The sequence below is a fragment of the Burkholderia sp. CpTa8-5 genome (genome assembly GCF_017815045.1).
Classification (GTDB): domain Bacteria; phylum Pseudomonadota; class Gammaproteobacteria; order Burkholderiales; family Burkholderiaceae; genus Burkholderia; species Burkholderia sola.
Map to the genome: position 1 here is coordinate 192,993 of NZ_JAGIQD010000010.1, position 17,124 is coordinate 210,116.

At 69.2% G+C, this 17,124-nt stretch carries 14 protein-coding genes; 6 read left to right on the plus strand and 8 right to left on the minus strand.

Annotation, left to right across the window (positions count from 1 at the left end):
• Positions 1–48 precede the first annotated feature (48 nt).
• On the minus strand, positions 49–759 hold the full coding sequence (locus J8I35_RS17760) for a molecular chaperone (RefSeq protein ID WP_050012040.1): 711 nt from the start codon (positions 757–759) through the stop codon (positions 49–51).
• A 6-nt stretch (positions 760–765) separates the two neighbouring features.
• Complete coding sequence (locus J8I35_RS17765; protein ID WP_050012039.1) at positions 766–1,302, minus strand: spore coat U domain-containing protein; 537 nt, start codon at positions 1,300–1,302, stop codon at positions 766–768.
• Between the two features lie 297 nt (positions 1,303–1,599).
• On the opposite strand from J8I35_RS17765, the gene J8I35_RS17770 reads away from it, so the two are divergent.
• Positions 1,600–2,595 (plus strand): spore coat protein U domain-containing protein, encoded by a 996-nt coding sequence (locus J8I35_RS17770; RefSeq protein WP_124554780.1) that lies wholly within the window; start codon positions 1,600–1,602, stop codon positions 2,593–2,595.
• A gap of 7 nt (positions 2,596–2,602) precedes the next feature.
• Here J8I35_RS17770 and J8I35_RS17775 read toward each other — a convergent pair whose 3' ends face one another.
• The gene (locus J8I35_RS17775) at positions 2,603–3,412 is read right to left on the minus strand and encodes a helix-turn-helix transcriptional regulator (RefSeq protein ID WP_050012036.1); all 810 of its coding nucleotides are present in this window, start codon (positions 3,410–3,412) and stop codon (positions 2,603–2,605) included.
• Between the two features lie 224 nt (positions 3,413–3,636).
• Here J8I35_RS17775 and J8I35_RS17780 point away from each other — a divergent pair, with 224 nt between their 5' ends.
• Positions 3,637–4,389: a class I SAM-dependent methyltransferase gene (locus J8I35_RS17780; RefSeq protein WP_124651393.1), complete on the plus strand. Its 753-nt coding sequence runs from the start codon at positions 3,637–3,639 to the stop codon at positions 4,387–4,389.
• A 133-nt stretch (positions 4,390–4,522) separates the two neighbouring features.
• Here J8I35_RS17780 and ppc read toward each other — a convergent pair whose 3' ends face one another.
• Positions 4,523–7,552: a phosphoenolpyruvate carboxylase gene (gene ppc / locus J8I35_RS17785; RefSeq protein ID WP_209926392.1), complete on the minus strand. Its 3,030-nt coding sequence runs from the start codon at positions 7,550–7,552 to the stop codon at positions 4,523–4,525.
• A gap of 208 nt (positions 7,553–7,760) precedes the next feature.
• Here ppc and hemC point away from each other — a divergent pair, with 208 nt between their 5' ends.
• Genes hemC through J8I35_RS17800 form a run of 3 tightly spaced genes read left to right on the plus strand, consistent with a single transcriptional unit; the run spans position 7,761 to position 11,925 of the window.
• Positions 7,761–8,765 carry a hydroxymethylbilane synthase gene (gene hemC, locus J8I35_RS17790; protein ID WP_050012033.1) on the plus strand — a complete coding sequence of 335 codons (1,005 nt, stop codon included), beginning with the start codon at positions 7,761–7,763 and terminating at the stop codon, positions 8,763–8,765.
• Positions 8,765–10,735, plus strand: a complete 1,971-nt coding sequence (gene hemDX / locus J8I35_RS17795) for a fused uroporphyrinogen-III synthase HemD/membrane protein HemX (RefSeq protein ID WP_209926394.1) — start codon at positions 8,765–8,767, stop codon at positions 10,733–10,735. The genes hemC and hemDX overlap by 1 nt, the downstream gene beginning before the upstream one ends.
• A gap of 2 nt (positions 10,736–10,737) precedes the next feature.
• The gene (locus tag J8I35_RS17800; RefSeq protein ID WP_209926395.1) at positions 10,738–11,925 is read left to right on the plus strand and encodes a heme biosynthesis protein HemY; all 1,188 of its coding nucleotides are present in this window, start codon (positions 10,738–10,740) and stop codon (positions 11,923–11,925) included.
• An 87-nt stretch (positions 11,926–12,012) separates the two neighbouring features.
• On the opposite strand, the gene J8I35_RS17805 is transcribed toward J8I35_RS17800, so the two are convergent.
• From J8I35_RS17805 to J8I35_RS17820, 4 genes are all read right to left on the minus strand, one after another.
• The gene (locus J8I35_RS17805) at positions 12,013–12,378 is read right to left on the minus strand and encodes a DUF4180 domain-containing protein (protein WP_209926397.1); all 366 of its coding nucleotides are present in this window, start codon (positions 12,376–12,378) and stop codon (positions 12,013–12,015) included.
• Between the two features lie 40 nt (positions 12,379–12,418).
• Positions 12,419–13,723, minus strand: coding sequence for an MFS transporter (locus tag J8I35_RS17810; protein ID WP_124554788.1), 1,305 nt, complete (start codon positions 13,721–13,723; stop codon positions 12,419–12,421).
• A 195-nt stretch (positions 13,724–13,918) separates the two neighbouring features.
• The gene (locus J8I35_RS17815; RefSeq protein WP_006478125.1) at positions 13,919–14,677 is read right to left on the minus strand and encodes an SDR family oxidoreductase; all 759 of its coding nucleotides are present in this window, start codon (positions 14,675–14,677) and stop codon (positions 13,919–13,921) included.
• 85 nt (positions 14,678–14,762) lie between these two features.
• Entirely contained in the window at positions 14,763–16,202 is a 1,440-nt protein-coding gene (locus J8I35_RS17820; protein ID WP_209926398.1) for an aldehyde dehydrogenase family protein, read from the minus strand.
• A 388-nt stretch (positions 16,203–16,590) separates the two neighbouring features.
• On the opposite strand from J8I35_RS17820, the gene ppa reads away from it, so the two are divergent.
• A complete protein-coding gene (gene ppa / locus J8I35_RS17825) occupies positions 16,591–17,118 on the plus strand; it encodes an inorganic diphosphatase (RefSeq protein WP_006489643.1) in 528 nt (175 codons plus the stop codon).
• The last annotated feature ends 6 nt before the right edge of the window (positions 17,119–17,124 follow it).

Sequence of the window (17,124 nt, forward strand, 5' to 3'; positions counted from 1 at the left end):
TTGCTCGGCGTCGGCACGGGCACCGTCGTGCGATCCTGCTCGGGTGGCTCAGGGCGCCGTCAGCCGGGCTTCGACCGGCTGCGCGTTGACGGTCGCCTGGATCTTGACGAACGGCGTGCCGGCGTCGAGCTTGAGCGGCCAGCGTCGCGTACTGCCCGCGAGCGCATAACCGAGCAGCCCGCGCGTGACCTCGTGGACACCGCCTCGCGCATCGACCAGCCGGACCGCGGAAATCTGCGCCCGCCGTCCGCCGCGATTGTCGACCGTGAGCCGCATGCCGGTCCCGTCGGGTTCGACGCGCCAGTCGAGGCGCGGGGACGCTGGCGCGGCATCGGGCTCGACGAATACGGGCACGGAATAGCGCAGCCGGATCGTCACGCCGTTGTCGACCGGCGTGCCCGGTGCGGGCAGTTCGTCGATCAGCACGCGATAGCTCTCCTCGGCGGCCGGCGTGCCGCGGCTCGTGCGTACGAGCCGGATCAACTGCTCGGCGTTCGCGTCGATCTGCAGCAGCGGCGGCGACGCGGCGAGCGCGTCGGTCGGCGTCATCACGTCGGTGCCGTTTTCCTGCGTCCAGCGATAGGTGCGGACCTGGCCGTAGATCGGCCGTCCGCCCGGGTTGCTGAGCGTCATGCTCGCGGCGGCCGCCGATGGCGGCAGCTCGATCGTCACGGGCGTGATCTGCAGCGTGGCGGCATGCGAGACCGCCGCCGCCCATCCGACGTACAGCGCGGCCAACGCGCGCGGGAACAATCGCACGGCCCGTTAGAAATAGACGGTGGCGGTGACCGAGGCCTGGTAGGTGTCGGGCTTCGGCGTCGCCTGCGCGGGCACCTGGCCGTACACGTTCAGCACCTGCGCGGAACCGGTGCCGGTGCCGCCCACCGTGTCGGTGCCTTGCGTATTGCCCCAGATCGTCGAGTGGCCCGAGTCCTGATAGAGCTGGTAGCCGACCGTCGTGCCGGTATTGCCGGTCGTGGTGCCGCCCATCAGCCGGCTGGCGACGGTCGAGCCGCTCACCGTGCCGGCGTCGAGCCCGACGTTGTAGGGCGTCGAGTTCGTGCAGGTGACGGAGACCGTCGTCTGCTGGTTGAGCGTCGACGCGAGCACGCCGGTCGTGCCGAATGCAAGCGGGTTCGCGGCGATCGTGCAGTTCGCCTGAATCGTGAGCGTGACGTTGAATTGTGCGGTGGCCGTGCCGTTCGAATAGACTGCGGCAACGGTGACGGGCTGCAGCACCGGCGCGAACGCGAACGTGGCTGCGAGCATGACTGAAAAAACACGACGTCGGGAATCTATCATTATGATTGTCTCCTGCCGTTCAAGGGGTCGCCCGGCCGCGGAGTGCCTGCCGCGTGGTCTGTTGCCGGTCGCCGTTACCGCTCTGTCGTTGGAGGAAGACTACTCCACCGGTTCGGTCGCGCGCAATGGAGAAAACGCCGACCTGGCGGGCATTGTCCGGGGGGGGCGGACGGATTCCATCGGCCTATTGATATGGATCAAGTAACAGTGCGAACGATCGATGCGCGGACCGATACGATGACGGCGCGACCCGGTCCGCGAACCCGATCGGGCGGACGGTTTTTTTCGGGGAGATGCATGGCGGATGACGGCTTCGACGTGGCGCGCCGCTGGATGCGCGCGCTCGCGTACCTGCTGCTGGCCGCGCTGCTCGGCATGCCGTGGATGCCCGCGCGTGCGGATACGTGCACGGTGACGCCGCCGGCGCCGAGCTTCGGCTCGGTCAGCCCGATCACGCAACAGGCGTACACGACGACCGGCACGATGACCGTGAACTGCACGTGGGACGTGCTGAGCCTGAACACCGGCGTGCTCGTGTGCGTGAACCTCGGCGGCACGAGTCCGCGCTACCTGAGCAACGGGACGAACCAGATGCAGTACGACCTGTATCAGGATGCGGGCTATTCGCAGCCCTGGGGCGCCGTGAGCAGCGGCACGACGCCGATCTCGCTGACGTTGACGAAACCGGCGCTCGGCACGTCCGCGAGTGCGAACGTGACCATCTACGGCCGCATCGCGCCGAACCAGCCGACCGTGCCGACCGTGAACAACGACAGCACCGTCTATACGCAGAGTTTCAGCGGCAACCAGGCCGCATACAGCTACAGTTTTTCGCTGCTCGGCGTGCTGCCGACACCGTGCGTGTCGCAGTCGACGGCCGGCACGATGACGGTTACGACGACCGCCACCGTCGTCAACAACTGCATCATCAGCGCGACCGGCGTCGCGTTTCCGCCGGCAGGCGTGCTGGCGTCGGCGCTGACCGCGAGCGGCTCGATCAGCGCGCGCTGCACGAACGGCGACGCATTCCGGATCGCGTTGAACGGCGGCGGCAGCGGCAACGTCGCCGCACGCACGATGCAGCGCGCGGGCGGCGGGTCGGTCAGCTACCAGCTCTATCAGGACAGCGGCTTCACGCAGCCATGGGGCGACGGCACCGCCGGCACGTCGATGGCGACCGGCACCGGCAGCGGGTTCGCGCAGGCGATCACCGTGTACGGCCGCGTGCCCGCGCAAGCGACGCCGGCGCCCGGCAACTACAGCGACACGATTACCGCGACGATCAGCTTCTGAGCCGCGCTCAGTCGCGCACCAGCACGACGAGCTTCAGGTCCTCGCGGTGCGCGGGCTTCAGCGTGATCTGCTGATACACGACGCGGCCGTCGGCCGGATGGTCGAATTCGCGCAGCCCGCCTTCGCGCTCGAACACGTCCTGCGACGCCCAGTACTGCGCGAACGCGTCGCTGCCGGCCGTCAGCGCGTCGATCAGCGCGCGCGTCGGCGCATCGGTCAGGTGGCGGATCGCATCGGCGCGGAATTCGGCGGCGAGCCGCCGGGCGCGGGTTTCCCAGTCGACGATCAGCGTGCGGGCGGCCGGCGACATGAACGTGAAGCGCAGCAGGTTGCGGTCGTGTTCGCCGTCGAGCCAGCCGGAAAAGAGCGCGGCAGCCGGCGCATTCCACGCGAGCGCGTTCCATTGTCGGTCGAGCACGTAGGCGGGCGTCGCGATCGCCGCGACGGTCGCGGCGAGCGTCGGCGGCAGGTCGCCGCCCGCGACGTCGGGCTCGGCCGGGTCGCGCTGCGCGGCGAGCTCGAACAGATACGCGCGCTCGGCCTTCGACAGCTGCAACGCGACCGCGATCCGGGCCAGCGCGTCGGCCGAGGCCGACACGGGCCGACCCTGTTCGATCCACGTGTACCAGGTCGGGCTGACGCCGCACAGTTGCGCGACTTCCTCGCGCCGCAGCCCCGGCGTGCGTCGGCGCGGGCCGGGCGGCAGGCCGACGGCCTGCGGCGACAGCCGCTCGCGGTGGGCGCGGATGAATTCGCCGAGCGCGCGGGCAGGCGTGGCGTCGAGCGGCGGGACGGGGGCGGAGGAGAGTTGGCTCATGCGGAAACGGCAAAGTGGAAGCGAAAACGCGGCAACGATCGAACGATCAGACAGGTGGATCGAATACCAGAATAACTGCTTAACTTGTACTGGTACACACGCCGGCCTATTGTAGCGGCTCGCGCGCTGGCAGGGCAGCGGGCGTCCCCCACAATACGTTGCACGGGGCCGGATCGCGCGCCGAAGCGTCGGTCGGCCGACTGCATCCAGGACAGGAGCGAACGATGAAACACCACGACCAGGTCGCCGACGCATTCGGCACGACGGCCGCCGCCTATCTGACCAGCACGGTTCATGCGACGGGCGCCGACCTGCAGACGCTCGCCGACGCGGTGCGTGCGACGCCCGATGCGGCGGTGCTCGACCTCGGTTGCGGCGCCGGCCACGCGAGCTTCGCGGTCGCGCCGCACGTGCGCGACGTGGTCGCGTACGACCTCGCCGCGCCGATGCTCGCGACCGTCGACGCGGCCGCGCGCGAGCGCGGGCTCGCGAACATCCGCACGCAGCAGGGTCCGGCCGAGCGGCTGCCGTTCGACACCGCGACGTTCGACTGGGTCGTGAGCCGGATGAGCGCGCATCACTGGCACGACGTTCGCGCGGCGCTCGCCGAGGTGCGCCGCGTGCTGAAGCCGGGCGGCCGCGTGCTGATGATCGACATCGCGGGCAACGACCATCCGTTGCTCGATACGTACCTGCAGGCCGCGGAAGTGCTGCGCGACGCGTCGCACGTGCGCGACTACCGCGCGGACGAATGGCTCGCGATGTTCCGCGCCGCCGGTTTCGACGCGCAGGTGCACAGCCGCTGGCGGCTGCCGATCGATTTCGACACGTGGGTCGCGCGCATCCGCACGCCGGCCGACAGCGTCGCCGGCATTCGCGCGCTGTGGGCGCATGCGCCGGACGAGGTGCGCGGCTATTACGCGGTGCGGCCCGACGGTTCGTTCGAGCACGATGCGTTGCTGATCGACGCGCACTGAGCGTGCGGCGCGCGCTGCGCCGTTGCGCCATTTCGTCGCCGCATGAAAAAAGCCGCGATACGCATCGACGCGTATCGCGGCTTTCGTTATCCCGGCCGGCGCCGAACACGTCCGGCGCCGCGCGGCCCGCGGATCAGCCGGTGTTGCGCAGGCCGGCCGCGATCCCGTTGATCGTCAGGTGAATCCCGCGGCGCAGCCGCGCGTTCGTGTCGCCCGCGCGGTGACGCTTGATCAGTTCGACCTGCAGGTGGTTCAGCGGATCGAGATACGGGAAGCGGTTCTTGATCGAGCGCGCGAGCAGCGGGTTGGTCGCGAGGCGGCCTTCCTGCCCGGTGATTTCCGCGAGCGCCTGCGACGTGCGCTCCCATTCCGCGACGATCCGCCCGAACACGTGCTTGCGCAGCTTGCGGTCGGACACGAGCTGCGCATAGCGCGACGCGACCGCGAGATCGGTCTTCGCGAGCACCATGTCCATGTTCGACAGCAGGTTCGCGAAGAACGGCCAGGTCTTGTTCATCTTCTTCAGCAGCGTCACGCGTTTCGCACGTTCGGCGTCGTCCTGCGCGCCGTCGAGATACGCGCTCACCGCGCTGCCGAAGCCGTACCAGCCGGTCAGCAGCAGCCGGCACTGGCCCCACGAGAAGCCCCACGGAATCGCGCGCAGATCCTCGATCTTGCGCTGCTTCGGATCCTGCAGCTTGCGCGACGCCGGGCGGCTGCCGATGTTCAGCTCGGCGATCTCGGTGATCGGCGTCGACGAGAAGAAGTAGTCGGTGAAGCCCGGGGTTTCGTAGACGAGCGCGCGGTACGCGGCCATCGCCGAATCGGACAGCGTCTGCATCGCGGCCTCGAACGCGGGCAACTGTGCCGGCGCGTTCGACTGCGGCAGCAGCGACGCCTCGAGCGTCGCGGCGACGACCGTCTCGAGGTTGCGCCGGCCGATCGACGGGTTCGCGAACTTGCTCGCGATCACCTCGCCCTGTTCGGTCAGGCGGATCTGGCCGTTCACCGTGCCCGGCGGCTGCGACAGGATCGCCTGGTAGGTCGGGCCGCCTCCGCGGCCGACCGTGCCGCCGCGGCCGTGGAACAGCCGCAGCGTGATCTTGCGTTCGCGGAACAGCTCGACGAGCGCGAGTTCCGCACGATACAGCTCCCAGTTCGACGTGAGGAAGCCGCCGTCCTTGTTGCTGTCCGAATAGCCGAGCATCACTTCCTGCTCGGCGCCCTGGTGCGCGATCAGCGCGTCGATGCCCGGCAGCGCGAAGTATTCGCGCATGATGCGCGACGCGTCGCGCAAGTCGGGAATCGTCTCGAACAGCGGAATCACCATCAGGCTGTTGCGCGCGTCGCTGCCCGGCACGCCGAGCGTGCCTTCGAGCAGGCCCGTCTCCTTCTGCAGCAGCAGTACCTCGACGAGGTCGCTGACGGTTTCCGTGTGCGAAATGATGTAGTTGCGCACCGCACGCGCACCGAATTGCGCGCGGACCTCGCGCGCCTTCTCGAACACGCCGAGCTCGCTCTGCGCGAGCGCCGAGTAGTCGAGGTACGGCGAGCGCAGCGGGCGCGGATCGGCGAGCGCGGCGAGCAGCACGCGCAGCTTGTCTTCCTCGGCGAGCGCCGCATAGTCGGCCTCGACGCCCGCGCGCGCGAACAGCTCGGCGACCACCGCCTCGTGGATGTCGGAACTCTGGCGCAGGTCGATGCTCGCCAGATGGAAGCCGAACACTTCGGCCGCGCGCACGAGCGGCGCGAGGCGCGGCGCGGCGAGCGACGCGCCGTGGTGCTCGTCGAGCGACGCGGTCAGCACCTTCAGATCGGCGACGAATGCTTCGGAATCCTCGTACGGAATCGCGCGCACCGGCGGCGCGCCGCGGCCCGCGCTGCGCACGGGCACCGTGCCTTCGCCGACACGCACGCGCGCGCTCGCGGCGAGCCGCGTGTAGATCCCGATCAGCGCGCGGCGATACGGTTCGTCGACGCGATGCGGCGACTGGTCGGGCGATGCTGCCGCGAGGGCCTTCACTGCGTCGTTCGCGCCGACCAGCAGGTTCGATACCGACAGCTCGGCGCCGAGCTTGTGCACCTGTTCCAGATAGTGCTCGAGGATCACCGCGGCCTGGCGGTTGATCGCCTCGTCGAGCGTCGCGGCCGTCACGTTCGGGTTGCCGTCGCGATCGCCGCCGATCCAGCTGCCCATCTGGAAGAACGCGGGCACGCGGGCCGACAGGCCGTGCTCCGCGAGCGCGGCCTCGATGTCGCCGTACAGCGCGGGCAGTTCGTCGAGGAACGTCGCGCGGTAGTACGACAGCGCGTTCTCGATCTCGTCGCCAACCGTCAGGCGCGAGTCGCGCAGCATGCGCGTCTGCCACAGCGCGGTCACGCGTGCGCGCAGCATCGCTTCGTTGTACTGGCGCTCGCGAGCGGTCAGCTCCTGGTCGCGCTCGGCGAGCAGGCGCGCGATGTCGTGCTGCGCGTCGAGGATGCTCTTGCGCTGCACTTCGGTCGGGTGCGCGGTCAGCACCGGCACGATCAGCGCATCGTCGAAGAAGCGCTGCAGCAGGCGCTTCGACGCGTTGCCGGTGGTTTTCAGCTGGTCGAGCGCATACGCGACCGTGCCGGGCTGCGGCGCGGAGCCGGCCAGCGCGTGGATGCGGCGGCGGCGGTTGTGGTGACGGTCTTCCGCGATGTTCGCGAGGTGCGAGAAATAGCTGAACGCGCGCACGACGCTCACCGTCTGCTCGGGCGTCAGCTTGCGCAGCTTCTTCTCGAGGGTCTGCGCGGCTTCGCTGTCGTCCTCGCGGCGGAACTTGACCGCGGTCTGGCGGATCGTCTCGACGACGTCGAACACCGTATCGCCTTCCTGTTCGCGCACGACGTCGCCGAGCAGGCGGCCGAGGAAGCGGATGTCCTCGAACAGCGGGCGGTCCTTGTCGTCGCGCGTGCGGGTGCCGGCCTTCGGCGCGACCGCCTGGCGGGCGGCGGGGCTGGAGGCTTTCGTCGTGCGTTTTGTCTGACGTATCGGGTCTTTCGGTTTCGTTGCCGTGGGTTTCGTTGCCGTTTTCGCACGGCCGTTCGCGGCGGTCGCGAGCGTGGCCGTCGGGGCGTCGGGGGAGGGCAAGGCAGCATTGCGGCGCGCCGTACGCGCCGATCCGGAAGACTTCACGATGGGTTTCCTTGGGAAAGCTCGAGTCAAAAGGAACTGCGGAAACTGCGGGAACTGCGGTCAAGCAACCAGCTACGTGCGACACATCCGCACAACGGCGCCGCGACCCGCGCGGAAGCAGGCCGGGCGCAGGCTTCGGGCCCGGGCGGGCCGGGGCGTGCGTGCTACCATTGTTCGATCTTCAATCCCGTCCTTCGATGTTCCAGCAATGAATTCCGAGACCCCCGCGGCCGGGCCGCAGCAGGCACAGCCGCCCGCGACGTTGACGATTGCTTCGCGCGAGAGCCGCCTGGCGATGTGGCAAGCCGAACATGTGCGTGATGCGCTGCGCAAATTATATCCAGCTTGTGACGTGAAAATCCTCGGGATGACGACGCGCGGCGATCAGATTCTCGATCGCACGCTGTCGAAGGTCGGCGGCAAGGGCCTGTTCGTGAAGGAACTGGAGGCCGCGCTGGCCGACGGCCGCGCCGATCTCGCCGTGCATTCGCTGAAGGACGTGCCGATGGCGCTGCCCGACGGCTTCTCGCTCGCCGCGATCATGGAACGCGAAGACCCGCGCGATGCGTTCGTGTCGAACGACTACGCGTCGCTCGACGCGCTGCCGGCCGGCGCGGTCGTCGGCACGTCGAGCCTGCGCCGCGAGGCGATGCTGCGTTCGCGCTATCCGCATCTCGAGGTCCTGCCGCTGCGCGGCAACCTCGACACGCGCCTCGCGAAGCTCGACCGCGGCGACTACGCGGCGATCATCCTCGCGGCCGCCGGCCTGAAGCGCCTCGGCCTCGAAACGCGGATCCGCGCGCTGCTCGATGTCGAGGCCAGCCCGCCTGCGGCCGGCCAGGGCGCGCTCGGCATCGAGATCGCCGCGCACCGCGACGACGTCGCCGCGTGGCTCGCGCCGCTGCACGACCCGCGGACCGCGCTCGCGGTCGAGGCCGAGCGGATGGTGTCGCGCGCGCTCGGCGGCAGCTGCGAGGTGCCGCTCGCCGCGCACGCGGTGTGGCGCGCGGGCGAGCTGTACCTGACGGGCCGCGTGTCGACCACCGACGGCAAGCGCGTGCTGACGGCCGACGCGTGCGGCGCGGTCGTGACCGTCGCCGATGCGCTCGCACTCGGCCGCGCGGTGTCCGACGAACTCGAGGCGCAAGGCGCGCTCGACATCGTCCAGGCGCTGCTCGCGAGCTCGCAGGCCGCGGGCAAAGGCGACGCCTGATGGCGGGCGGCGCGCGCGCGTTCACCGCTGTCCTGACGCGTCCGGACGGCCAGTCCGACGCGCTTGCGTCGCAACTGGCCGACGCCGGCTGCGACGTGCTCGAATTCCCGCTGATCGATATCGCGCCGGTCGACGATCCGGCGCCGCTCGACGCCGCGTTCGCGGCGCTGGCCGACTACGCGCTGGTGATCTTCGTGTCGCCGAACGCGATCGACCGCGCGCTCGCGCGCTACGGCGCGATCTGGCCGAACGCGCTGCCGGTCGGCGTGGTCGGGCCCGGCAGCGTCGCGGCGCTCGAGCGCCACGGCATCGCGACGCCCGCGCATCGCGTGATCGCGCCGCAGGCGCCGGCCGACGGCGGCGTGCCCCATTACGATTCGGAAAGCCTGTTCGCGAGCATCGACGCCGCGTTCGGCGGCGCGCAGGCGCTGGCGGGCGAGCGCGTGCTGATCGTGCGCGGCGACGGCGGGCGCGAATGGCTCGCCGAGCGTCTGCGCGAGGCCGGTGCGGACGTCACGCTCGTCGCCGCCTACCGGCGCGTCGTGCCCGAGCCGCGCGTCGGCGCGTGGGAGCGCGTGCACGCGCTGCTCGACGGCCGGCCGCACGCGTGGCTCGTCACGAGCTCGGAAGGCGTGCGCAACCTGCACGCGCTCGCGCGGGCCCACCTGAACGATGCCGAGATCGACGCGCTGAAGCATGCGCCGCTCGTCACGCCGCACCCGCGGATCGAGCAGACCGCGCGCGCATTGGGTTTTGATAGGATTACGCTGACCGGCGCGGGCGATGAGCGCATCGTCCGCGCGTTTCGAACGATGGCCGACGAGGCCGTCCAACCGGCGACAGCCGCACCGGTGACTAAACGCATGACAGATACCAACGATTCCAAAAGCGTCGCTTCCCAGCCGGCCGCTGCCTCCGCGCCGCCGTCCAGCCCTCCTTATCGCGCGCCCGAACCGCGTGCGCGCCGCGGCGGCAGCGCGGTGCTGTGGTTCGTCGTCGTCGTGCTCGGCTGCGCGGCGGGTGTCGGCGGCTACGCGCTGAACCGCAAGATCGACCGGCTCGACGGCACGTTCGTCGCGCGCCAGAAGGCGCTCGACGCGCAAGCGGCCGAAACGCGGACGAAGACCGAGCAGGCGCTCGCCGGCACGCACCAGGTCGACACGCAGCTCGCGCAGCTCGACGGCAAGCTCGCCGATGCGCAGAGCGCGCAGCAGGCGCTGCAGCAGCAATACCAGGACCTGTCGCGCAACCGCGATGCGTGGATGCTCGAGGAAGTCGACCAGATGCTGTCCAGCGCGAGCCAGCAGCTTCAACTGACCGGCAACACGCAGCTCGCGCTGATCGCGCTGCAGAACGCCGACGCGCGTCTCGCGACGTCGCAGAGCGCGCAGGCCGTCACGGTGCGCAAGGCGCTCGCGCAGGACATCGAGAAGCTGAAGGCCGCGCCGGCAGCCGATCTCACCGGCCTCGCGATCAAGCTCGACGACGCGATCGCCAAGATCGACGCGCTGCCGCTGTCCGGCGAGGCGATCGTGCCGCACGCGGCGCCGAAGGCCGCGCCGGCCGACGCCGCGTCGTCGGTCGCCGCCGGCGAGCCGCGCTGGAAGGTGTGGTGGCACGCGTTCTCGGCCGGCCTCGGCCAGCAATTGAAAGGCCTCGTGCAGGTGCGCCGGATCGACAACGCGGACGCGATGCTCGCGTCGCCCGACCAGGGCTACTTCGTGCGCGAGAACGTGAAGCTGCGCCTGCTCACCGCACGGCTGTCGCTGCTGGCGCGCAACGACAGCGCGATGAAGGCCGATCTGCACGCCGCGCAGGCGTCGCTCGGCAAGTATTTCGATCAGGCGTCGAAGGACACGCAGACCGTCGAGGATCTGCTCAGGCAGGTTGACGGCGCATCGCTGACGGTCGCGGTGCCGAACCTGAACACGAGCCTGAACGCCGTTCAGCAGTTCAAGAGCCGGGGGTAACGATGACGCTTCGAGGAATCGTCTGGCTCGCGGTCCTGTTCGCGATCGCCGCGGCGCTCGCCACCGTCGGCCGTTTCGACGCGGGGCAGGTGCTGCTCGTCTATCCGCCGTACCGGATCGACGTGTCGCTGAACCTGTTCGTGATCGCCATCGTCGTGCTGTTCATCGTCGTGTACGCGCTGCTGCGCATCGTGCGCAACATCTGGCGTATGCCGCAGCGGGTCGCCGCGTATCGCGCGCGTTCGCGCAACGAGAAGGCGCAGGCGTCGCTGCGCGATGCGATCGCGAACCTGTACGCGGGCCGCTTCTCGCGTGCGGAGAAGGCCGCGCGTGAAGCGTTGTCGGTGGATGCGAACCTGGGCGCCGCGAGTCTCGTCGGCGCCACGGCCGCGCACCGGATGCACGAGTACACGCGCCGCGACGACTGGCTGTCGAAGGTCGACGCGCCCGAATGGCAGGATGCACGGCTGCTCGCCGCGGCCGACATGCGCGCGGACGCCCGCGATGCGGACGGCGCGCTTGCCGCGCTGGCCGACATGCAGGCCGGCGGCAAGCGCATCCATGCGCAGCAGATCGCGCTGCGTGCGCAGCAGCAACTGAAGAACTGGGCCGAGGTGCTGAAGCTCGCGAAGGCGCTCGAAAAGCGCGAGGCGCTGCATCCGGCCGCGGCCGTGCGGCTGCGCCAGCAGGCGGCGGAAAACCTGCTGCGCGAACGCCGGCACGACCCCGAAGCGCTGCTCGAAGTGTGGCAGTCGCTGTCGCCGGTCGAGCGCCAGTCGCCGCGCCTGGCCGATCTCGCGGCCGAGCTGCTCGTGCCGCTCGAGCGCCGCAACGAAGCGCGCCGTATCGTCGAGGACGCGCTCGCGCACAACTGGGATGCGCGCCTGCTGCGCCGTTACCCGGACACGGCCGGCGCCGATGCGCTGCCGCTGATCCAGAAGGCCGAAGGCTGGAAGAAGGATCATCCGGAAGATGCCGACCTGCTGTTCGCACTCGGCCGCCTCTGCCAGCAGCAGCAGCTGTGGGGCAAGGCGCAGTCGTTCCTCGAATCGGCGCTGAAGCTGGCCGACAACGAGGCGCTGAAGGTGCGCGCGCATCGCGCGCTCGCCCGCCTGTTCGAGCAGCTCGGCGAAACCGACAAGGCCGCGAAGCACTACCGCGAAAGCGCGCTCGCGATCACCGTGGCCTGACGCCGCGCTGCGTAAAAATGCCCCGAACGCCGATCGGCCTTCGGGGCTTTTTTTCGTCCGTCGCGAGGCAGCGGGGCGCGTGGCGCGTTATGCGCCGAGCCTGCGCAGCAGGTCGTTCTCGCTCGGGACGAACCAGACCGATTTTCCGCGATTGGACTCGCGAACGAGCGCGCGCAGCGCTTCGCTGCGCGCGAGCCAGCGGTCGATATCGCCGATCACGCCGAGCCGGACGCCGTAGTTGGTCAGCTTTTGCAGCACGGCGCCGGCCAGCCCGCTGTCGAGCCGGTAGAAGTCGTCGTGCAGCGCGTCGGTGGCGACCGCGATCCAGTCGGCTTCATGCTCGTGCGCGAGCGCGATGAGGTCGAGCGCATCGCTTTCCCGCTGCACGAGGCCGGCGGAAGGATCCCGGACCAGCACACGGCTGCCGGCGGCCTGGACGATTCGATGTGGCATGCGGGTTGGCTCCGTCGACATGATCGTTACGCGCCGCGCATCACTTGTCGACGAGCCGCTTCGGCACCGACAGCGCCAGCAGCCCGCCGAGCACGAGGAACCCGGCCAGCATGTACATGCCCGCATCGTTGCTGCCCGTTACCTGCTTGAGCCAGCCCATCAGGTACGGGCTCAGGAAGCCCGCGAGGTTGCCGATCGAGTTGATCATCGCGATGCCGGCCGCGGCGGCCGTGCCGCCGAGGAAGGCGGTCGGCAGGCTCCAGAACAGCGGCAGCGTCGTCAGGATGCCGATCGTCGCGAGCGTGAGGCCGAGCATCGCGAGCGCGGTCTGGTGGGCCCAGATCACCGACAGCACGAGGCCGAGCGCGCCGATCGCGGCCGGAATCGCGAGGTGCCAGCGGCGTTCGCGGCGCTTGTCCGCGCTGCGCGCGATCAGGATCATCGCGACCACCGCGGCCGCATACGGAATCGCCGACAGCAGGCCGATCATGACCGTGTCGGTCACGCCCGTCGCCTTGATGATCGTCGGCAGCCAGAAGCCGACGCCGTAGAGCCCCATCACGAACGAGAAATAGATCAGCGCCATCAGCCAGACGCGCGGGCTCGACATCACGGCGCCGAGCGGCGGGTCTTCCTTGGTGGCTTCCTCGGCGTCGACGTTGCGGGCGAGCAGCGCCTTTTCTTCGTCGGTGAGCCACGTCGCCTTCGCGATCCGCTCGTCGAGCGCGAAGAACACGAGTACGCCGGCGAGCACCGACGGAATGCCTTCGAGCAGGAACAGCCATTGCCAGCCGTGCCAGCCGCTTACACCGTCGAACGCCTTCAGGATGAAGCCCGAGATCGGCCCGCCGATCACGCCGGACAGCGCGACGGCCGTCATGAAGAACGTCGTCATCCGGCCGCGCCGGTGCGCGGGATACCAGTAGGTGAGGTAGAGGATCACGCCGGGGAAGAAGCCTGCTTCCGCGACGCCGAGCAGGAAGCGCATCACGTAGAACATCGCGGGCGTCGTGACGAACATCGTCAGGATCGAGATCACGCCCCACGTCGCCATGATGCGGGCGATCCACACGCGGGCGCCCACCTTGTGCAGGATGATGTTGCTCGGCACCTCGAACAGGAAATAGCCGAAGAAGAAGATCCCCGCGCCGAGCCCGTACACGGTATCGCTCAGGTTCAGGTCGCTCGCCATCTGCAGCTTCGCGAACCCGACGTTCACGCGGTCCAGATACGCGACCACGTAGCACAGCAGCAGCAGCGGCAGGAGCCGCCACGACACCTTGCGATAGGTTGCTTCCTCGAATGCGCCGGACGAGCCCGGCAGCGATTGCGTCGATGTTGCCATGTTGTCTCCTGTCGATCCAAGTTGGCGCTTTAGCGCTTACTTGGATCCCATGCTTTGCGGTCGATCCAAGTTGGCGCTTTGGCGGTTACCTGGATCCCGTGTACCGCTGTCGTTGTAGTTGGCCGGCGCAGACGCCGCGGCGTCCGATCCGGTTTCGTGCGAAGCAAGACGGGGCGATCGAGCGTCCCGGTACGACTAGATGCAGCGTCCGCCGTCGACTTCGAGGCACACGCCGGTGATGAATTCGGCTTCGTCGGACGCAAGATACAGCGCGGCGTTCGCGATGTCCTGCGGCGTCGAGAAGCGGCCGAGCGGGATCGTCGCGAGGAAGCGGCGGCGATTGTCCGGTGTGTCCTCGCAGCCCATGAACTCGGTCATCAACGCGGTTTCGCCGAGCACCGGGTTGATGCAGTTCACGCGGATGCGGTCGGCGCCGAGCTCGGCCGCGAGCGACTTGCTCGCGGTGATCATCGCGCCCTTCGTGCTGTTGTACCAGACGAGGCCCGGGCGCGGCCGCACGCCGGCCGTCGACGCGACGTTCACGAACACGCCGCCGCCCTGTGCGCGAAAGTACGGCACGAAGGTCTGCACGCACCAGAACAGGCTCTTCATGTTGACCGCGTACACGCGGTCGAACTCGGCCTCCGTCACGTCGAGCACGGGCTTGTTGCGGTGCGTGGTGCCCGCGTTGTTCACGACGATCTGCACCGCATGGAAATCGTCGAGCGCGGCCTGCAGCAGCGCGCGCCAGTCGTCCTCTTTCGACACGTCGCCGGCCACCGCGATCGCCTTGCCGCCCGCGAGCGCGATTTCGCTCGCGACGCGCTCGGCCGCCGCGCCGTTCAGGTCGTTGACGACGACGTTCGCGCCTTCGCGCGCATACGTCTTCGCGATGCCTTCGCCGAACCCCGAGCCGCCGCCCGTGACGATGGCCGTCTTGCCGCTCAACCGCATGGTGTGTCTCCTGTGCTGGTAATGAGAGTCGTCGTGTGCCGACGGGCTGCCGGCTGCTGCCGGCTGCCTGTGGCGTGCCGTGCACTCAGCCGTGCCGGATCGCGATCGTCTTCAGCGCGGTGAAACCGTACAGGGCCTCGAAGCCTTTCTCGCGGCCGTGGCCCGAATGGCCGACGCCGCCGAACGGCAGTTCGACGCCGCCGCCCGCGCCATAGTTGTTGATGAACACCTGGCCGGCGCGCAGGCGCCGCGCGAGCCGCATCTGGCGGGCGCCGTCGCGTGTCCAGATGCCCGCGACGAGGCCGTACGGCGTGCCGTTCGCGAGTGCGACGGCTTCGTCCTCGTCGACGAAACGCATCGCCGCGAGCACGGGGCCGAACACTTCCTCCTGCGCGAGCCGGTGCGACGGCGGCACGTCGCGCAACAGCGCGGGCGCCTGATAGAAGCCGCTTTCGGGCGCGTCGGCGACGACCTGCCCGTGGCCGGCCATCGGAATGCCGTCGTGCTGCGCGTCGGACAGGAAATCCCACACGCGCTGCTGCTGCTTCGCGTTGATCAGCGGGCCGCAGTCGAGATCGGCGCGGCTCGGGCCGACGCGCAGTCCGTTGAATGCGGTGGCGAGGCGCTCGACGAGCGGCTCGTACACCGCGCGCTCGATCAGCACGCGGCTGCCGGCCGAGCACGTCTGCCCGCCGTTCTGCACGATCGCGGACACGAGCACGGGCAGCGCCGCGTCGAGATCGGCATCGGCGAACACGATTTGCGGCGACTTGCCGCCGAGTTCGAGCGTGACCGGCACGTGGTTCTCGGCCGCCATCTGCGTGACCAGCTTGCCGGTGGCCGGCGAACCCGTAAACGAGATGTGATCGATGCCCGGATGGCGGGCGAGCGCGGCGCCCGCTTCATGGCCGTAGCCGGTGACGACGTTGAGCGCGCCGGCCGGCAGCCCGGCCTCGGCGGCCAGCTCGGCGACGCGCAGCACGGACAGGCACGCGTCCTCGGCCGGCTTGACCACGCATGCGTTGCCGGCCGCGAGCGCCGCGCCGACGCTGCGCCCGAAGATCTGCATCGGGTAGTTCCACGGCACGATATGGCCCGTGACGCCGTGCGGCTCGCGCACCGTCAGCACCGTATAGCCGGCCTGGTAGGGGAGGGTTTCGCCGTGCAGCTTGTCGGCGGCGCCCGCGTAGAACTCGAAGTAGCGCACGAGCGCGGCGGCATCGGCGCGCGCCTGTTTCAGCGGCTTGCCGGTGTCGCGCGCCTCGATCGCGGCGAGTTCCTCGATCGAATCGGCCACGCGAGCCGACAGCCGCATCAGCGCGCGGCCGCGTTCGGCGGCGCTCGCGGCGCCCCACGGGCCCGCGAACGCGTCGCGGGCGGCGGCGACCGCGCGCTCGATGTCGGGCGCGGTGCCGCGTGCGATCGTCGCGAACGGCTGGCCGTCGGACGGATCGACGACCGCGATGGTTTCGAGTTGCGCGGGCAACGTCCATTCGCCCGAGATGAAGTGCTTCGCCTCTTCCATGCGTCCTCCTGTCGACCCAAGTTAGCGCTTTAGCGCTTACTTGGGTCCCATGCATAGCGGTCGACCCAAGTTAGCGCTTTAGCGCTTACTTGGGTCCCATGCAACGCGGTCGATTCAAGCAAGCGCTTCAGCGCTTGCCCGGCCCCCACGCACCGCGGTCGACCCGGGTCGGCGCCTTGGCACCGCCTCGGGCCCATGCATTGTGATCGACGTGCCACGCCGCCGCCGGTTCGGCGGTCGACATCCGGAACGATTATCGCGCCGATCGTCATCCGGACGCCACCGGTCGATTGGCTATAATGGCGCATTCCTTTTTGGGGGACGCCCGCGGCCGTGCATCGGCCGCGGCGCCCTGTCCCGAATTCCCATCGACCTACAGAGAGTGCTCATGAGCTTCAATCATGTTCCGGCCGGCAAGGACCTGCCGCAAGATTTCAACGTGATCATCGAGATTCCCGCGCAAAGCGATCCGGTGAAGTACGAGGCGGACAAGGAACTGGGCCTCCTCGTCGTCGACCGCTTCATCGGTACGGGCATGCGCTACCCGGTGAACTACGGCTACATCCCGCAGACGCTGTCGGGCGACGGCGATCCGGTCGACGTGCTGGTGATCACGCCGTTCCCGCTGCTGGCCGGCTCGATCGTGCGCTCGCGCGTGCTCGGCATGCTGCAGATGACCGACGAGTCGGGCGTCGACGCGAAGCTGGTCGCGGTGCCGCACGACAAGATCTGCCCGATGACGGCGAACCTGAAGACGATCGACGACGTGCCCGAGTACCTGAAGGACCAGATCAAGCACTTCTTCGAGCAATACAAGGCCCTCGAGAAGGGCAAGTGGGTGAAGGTCGAAGGCTGGGCCGGCATCGAAGCCGCGCACAAGGAAATCACCGACGGCGCCGCGAACTACAAGAAGTAAGCGGCG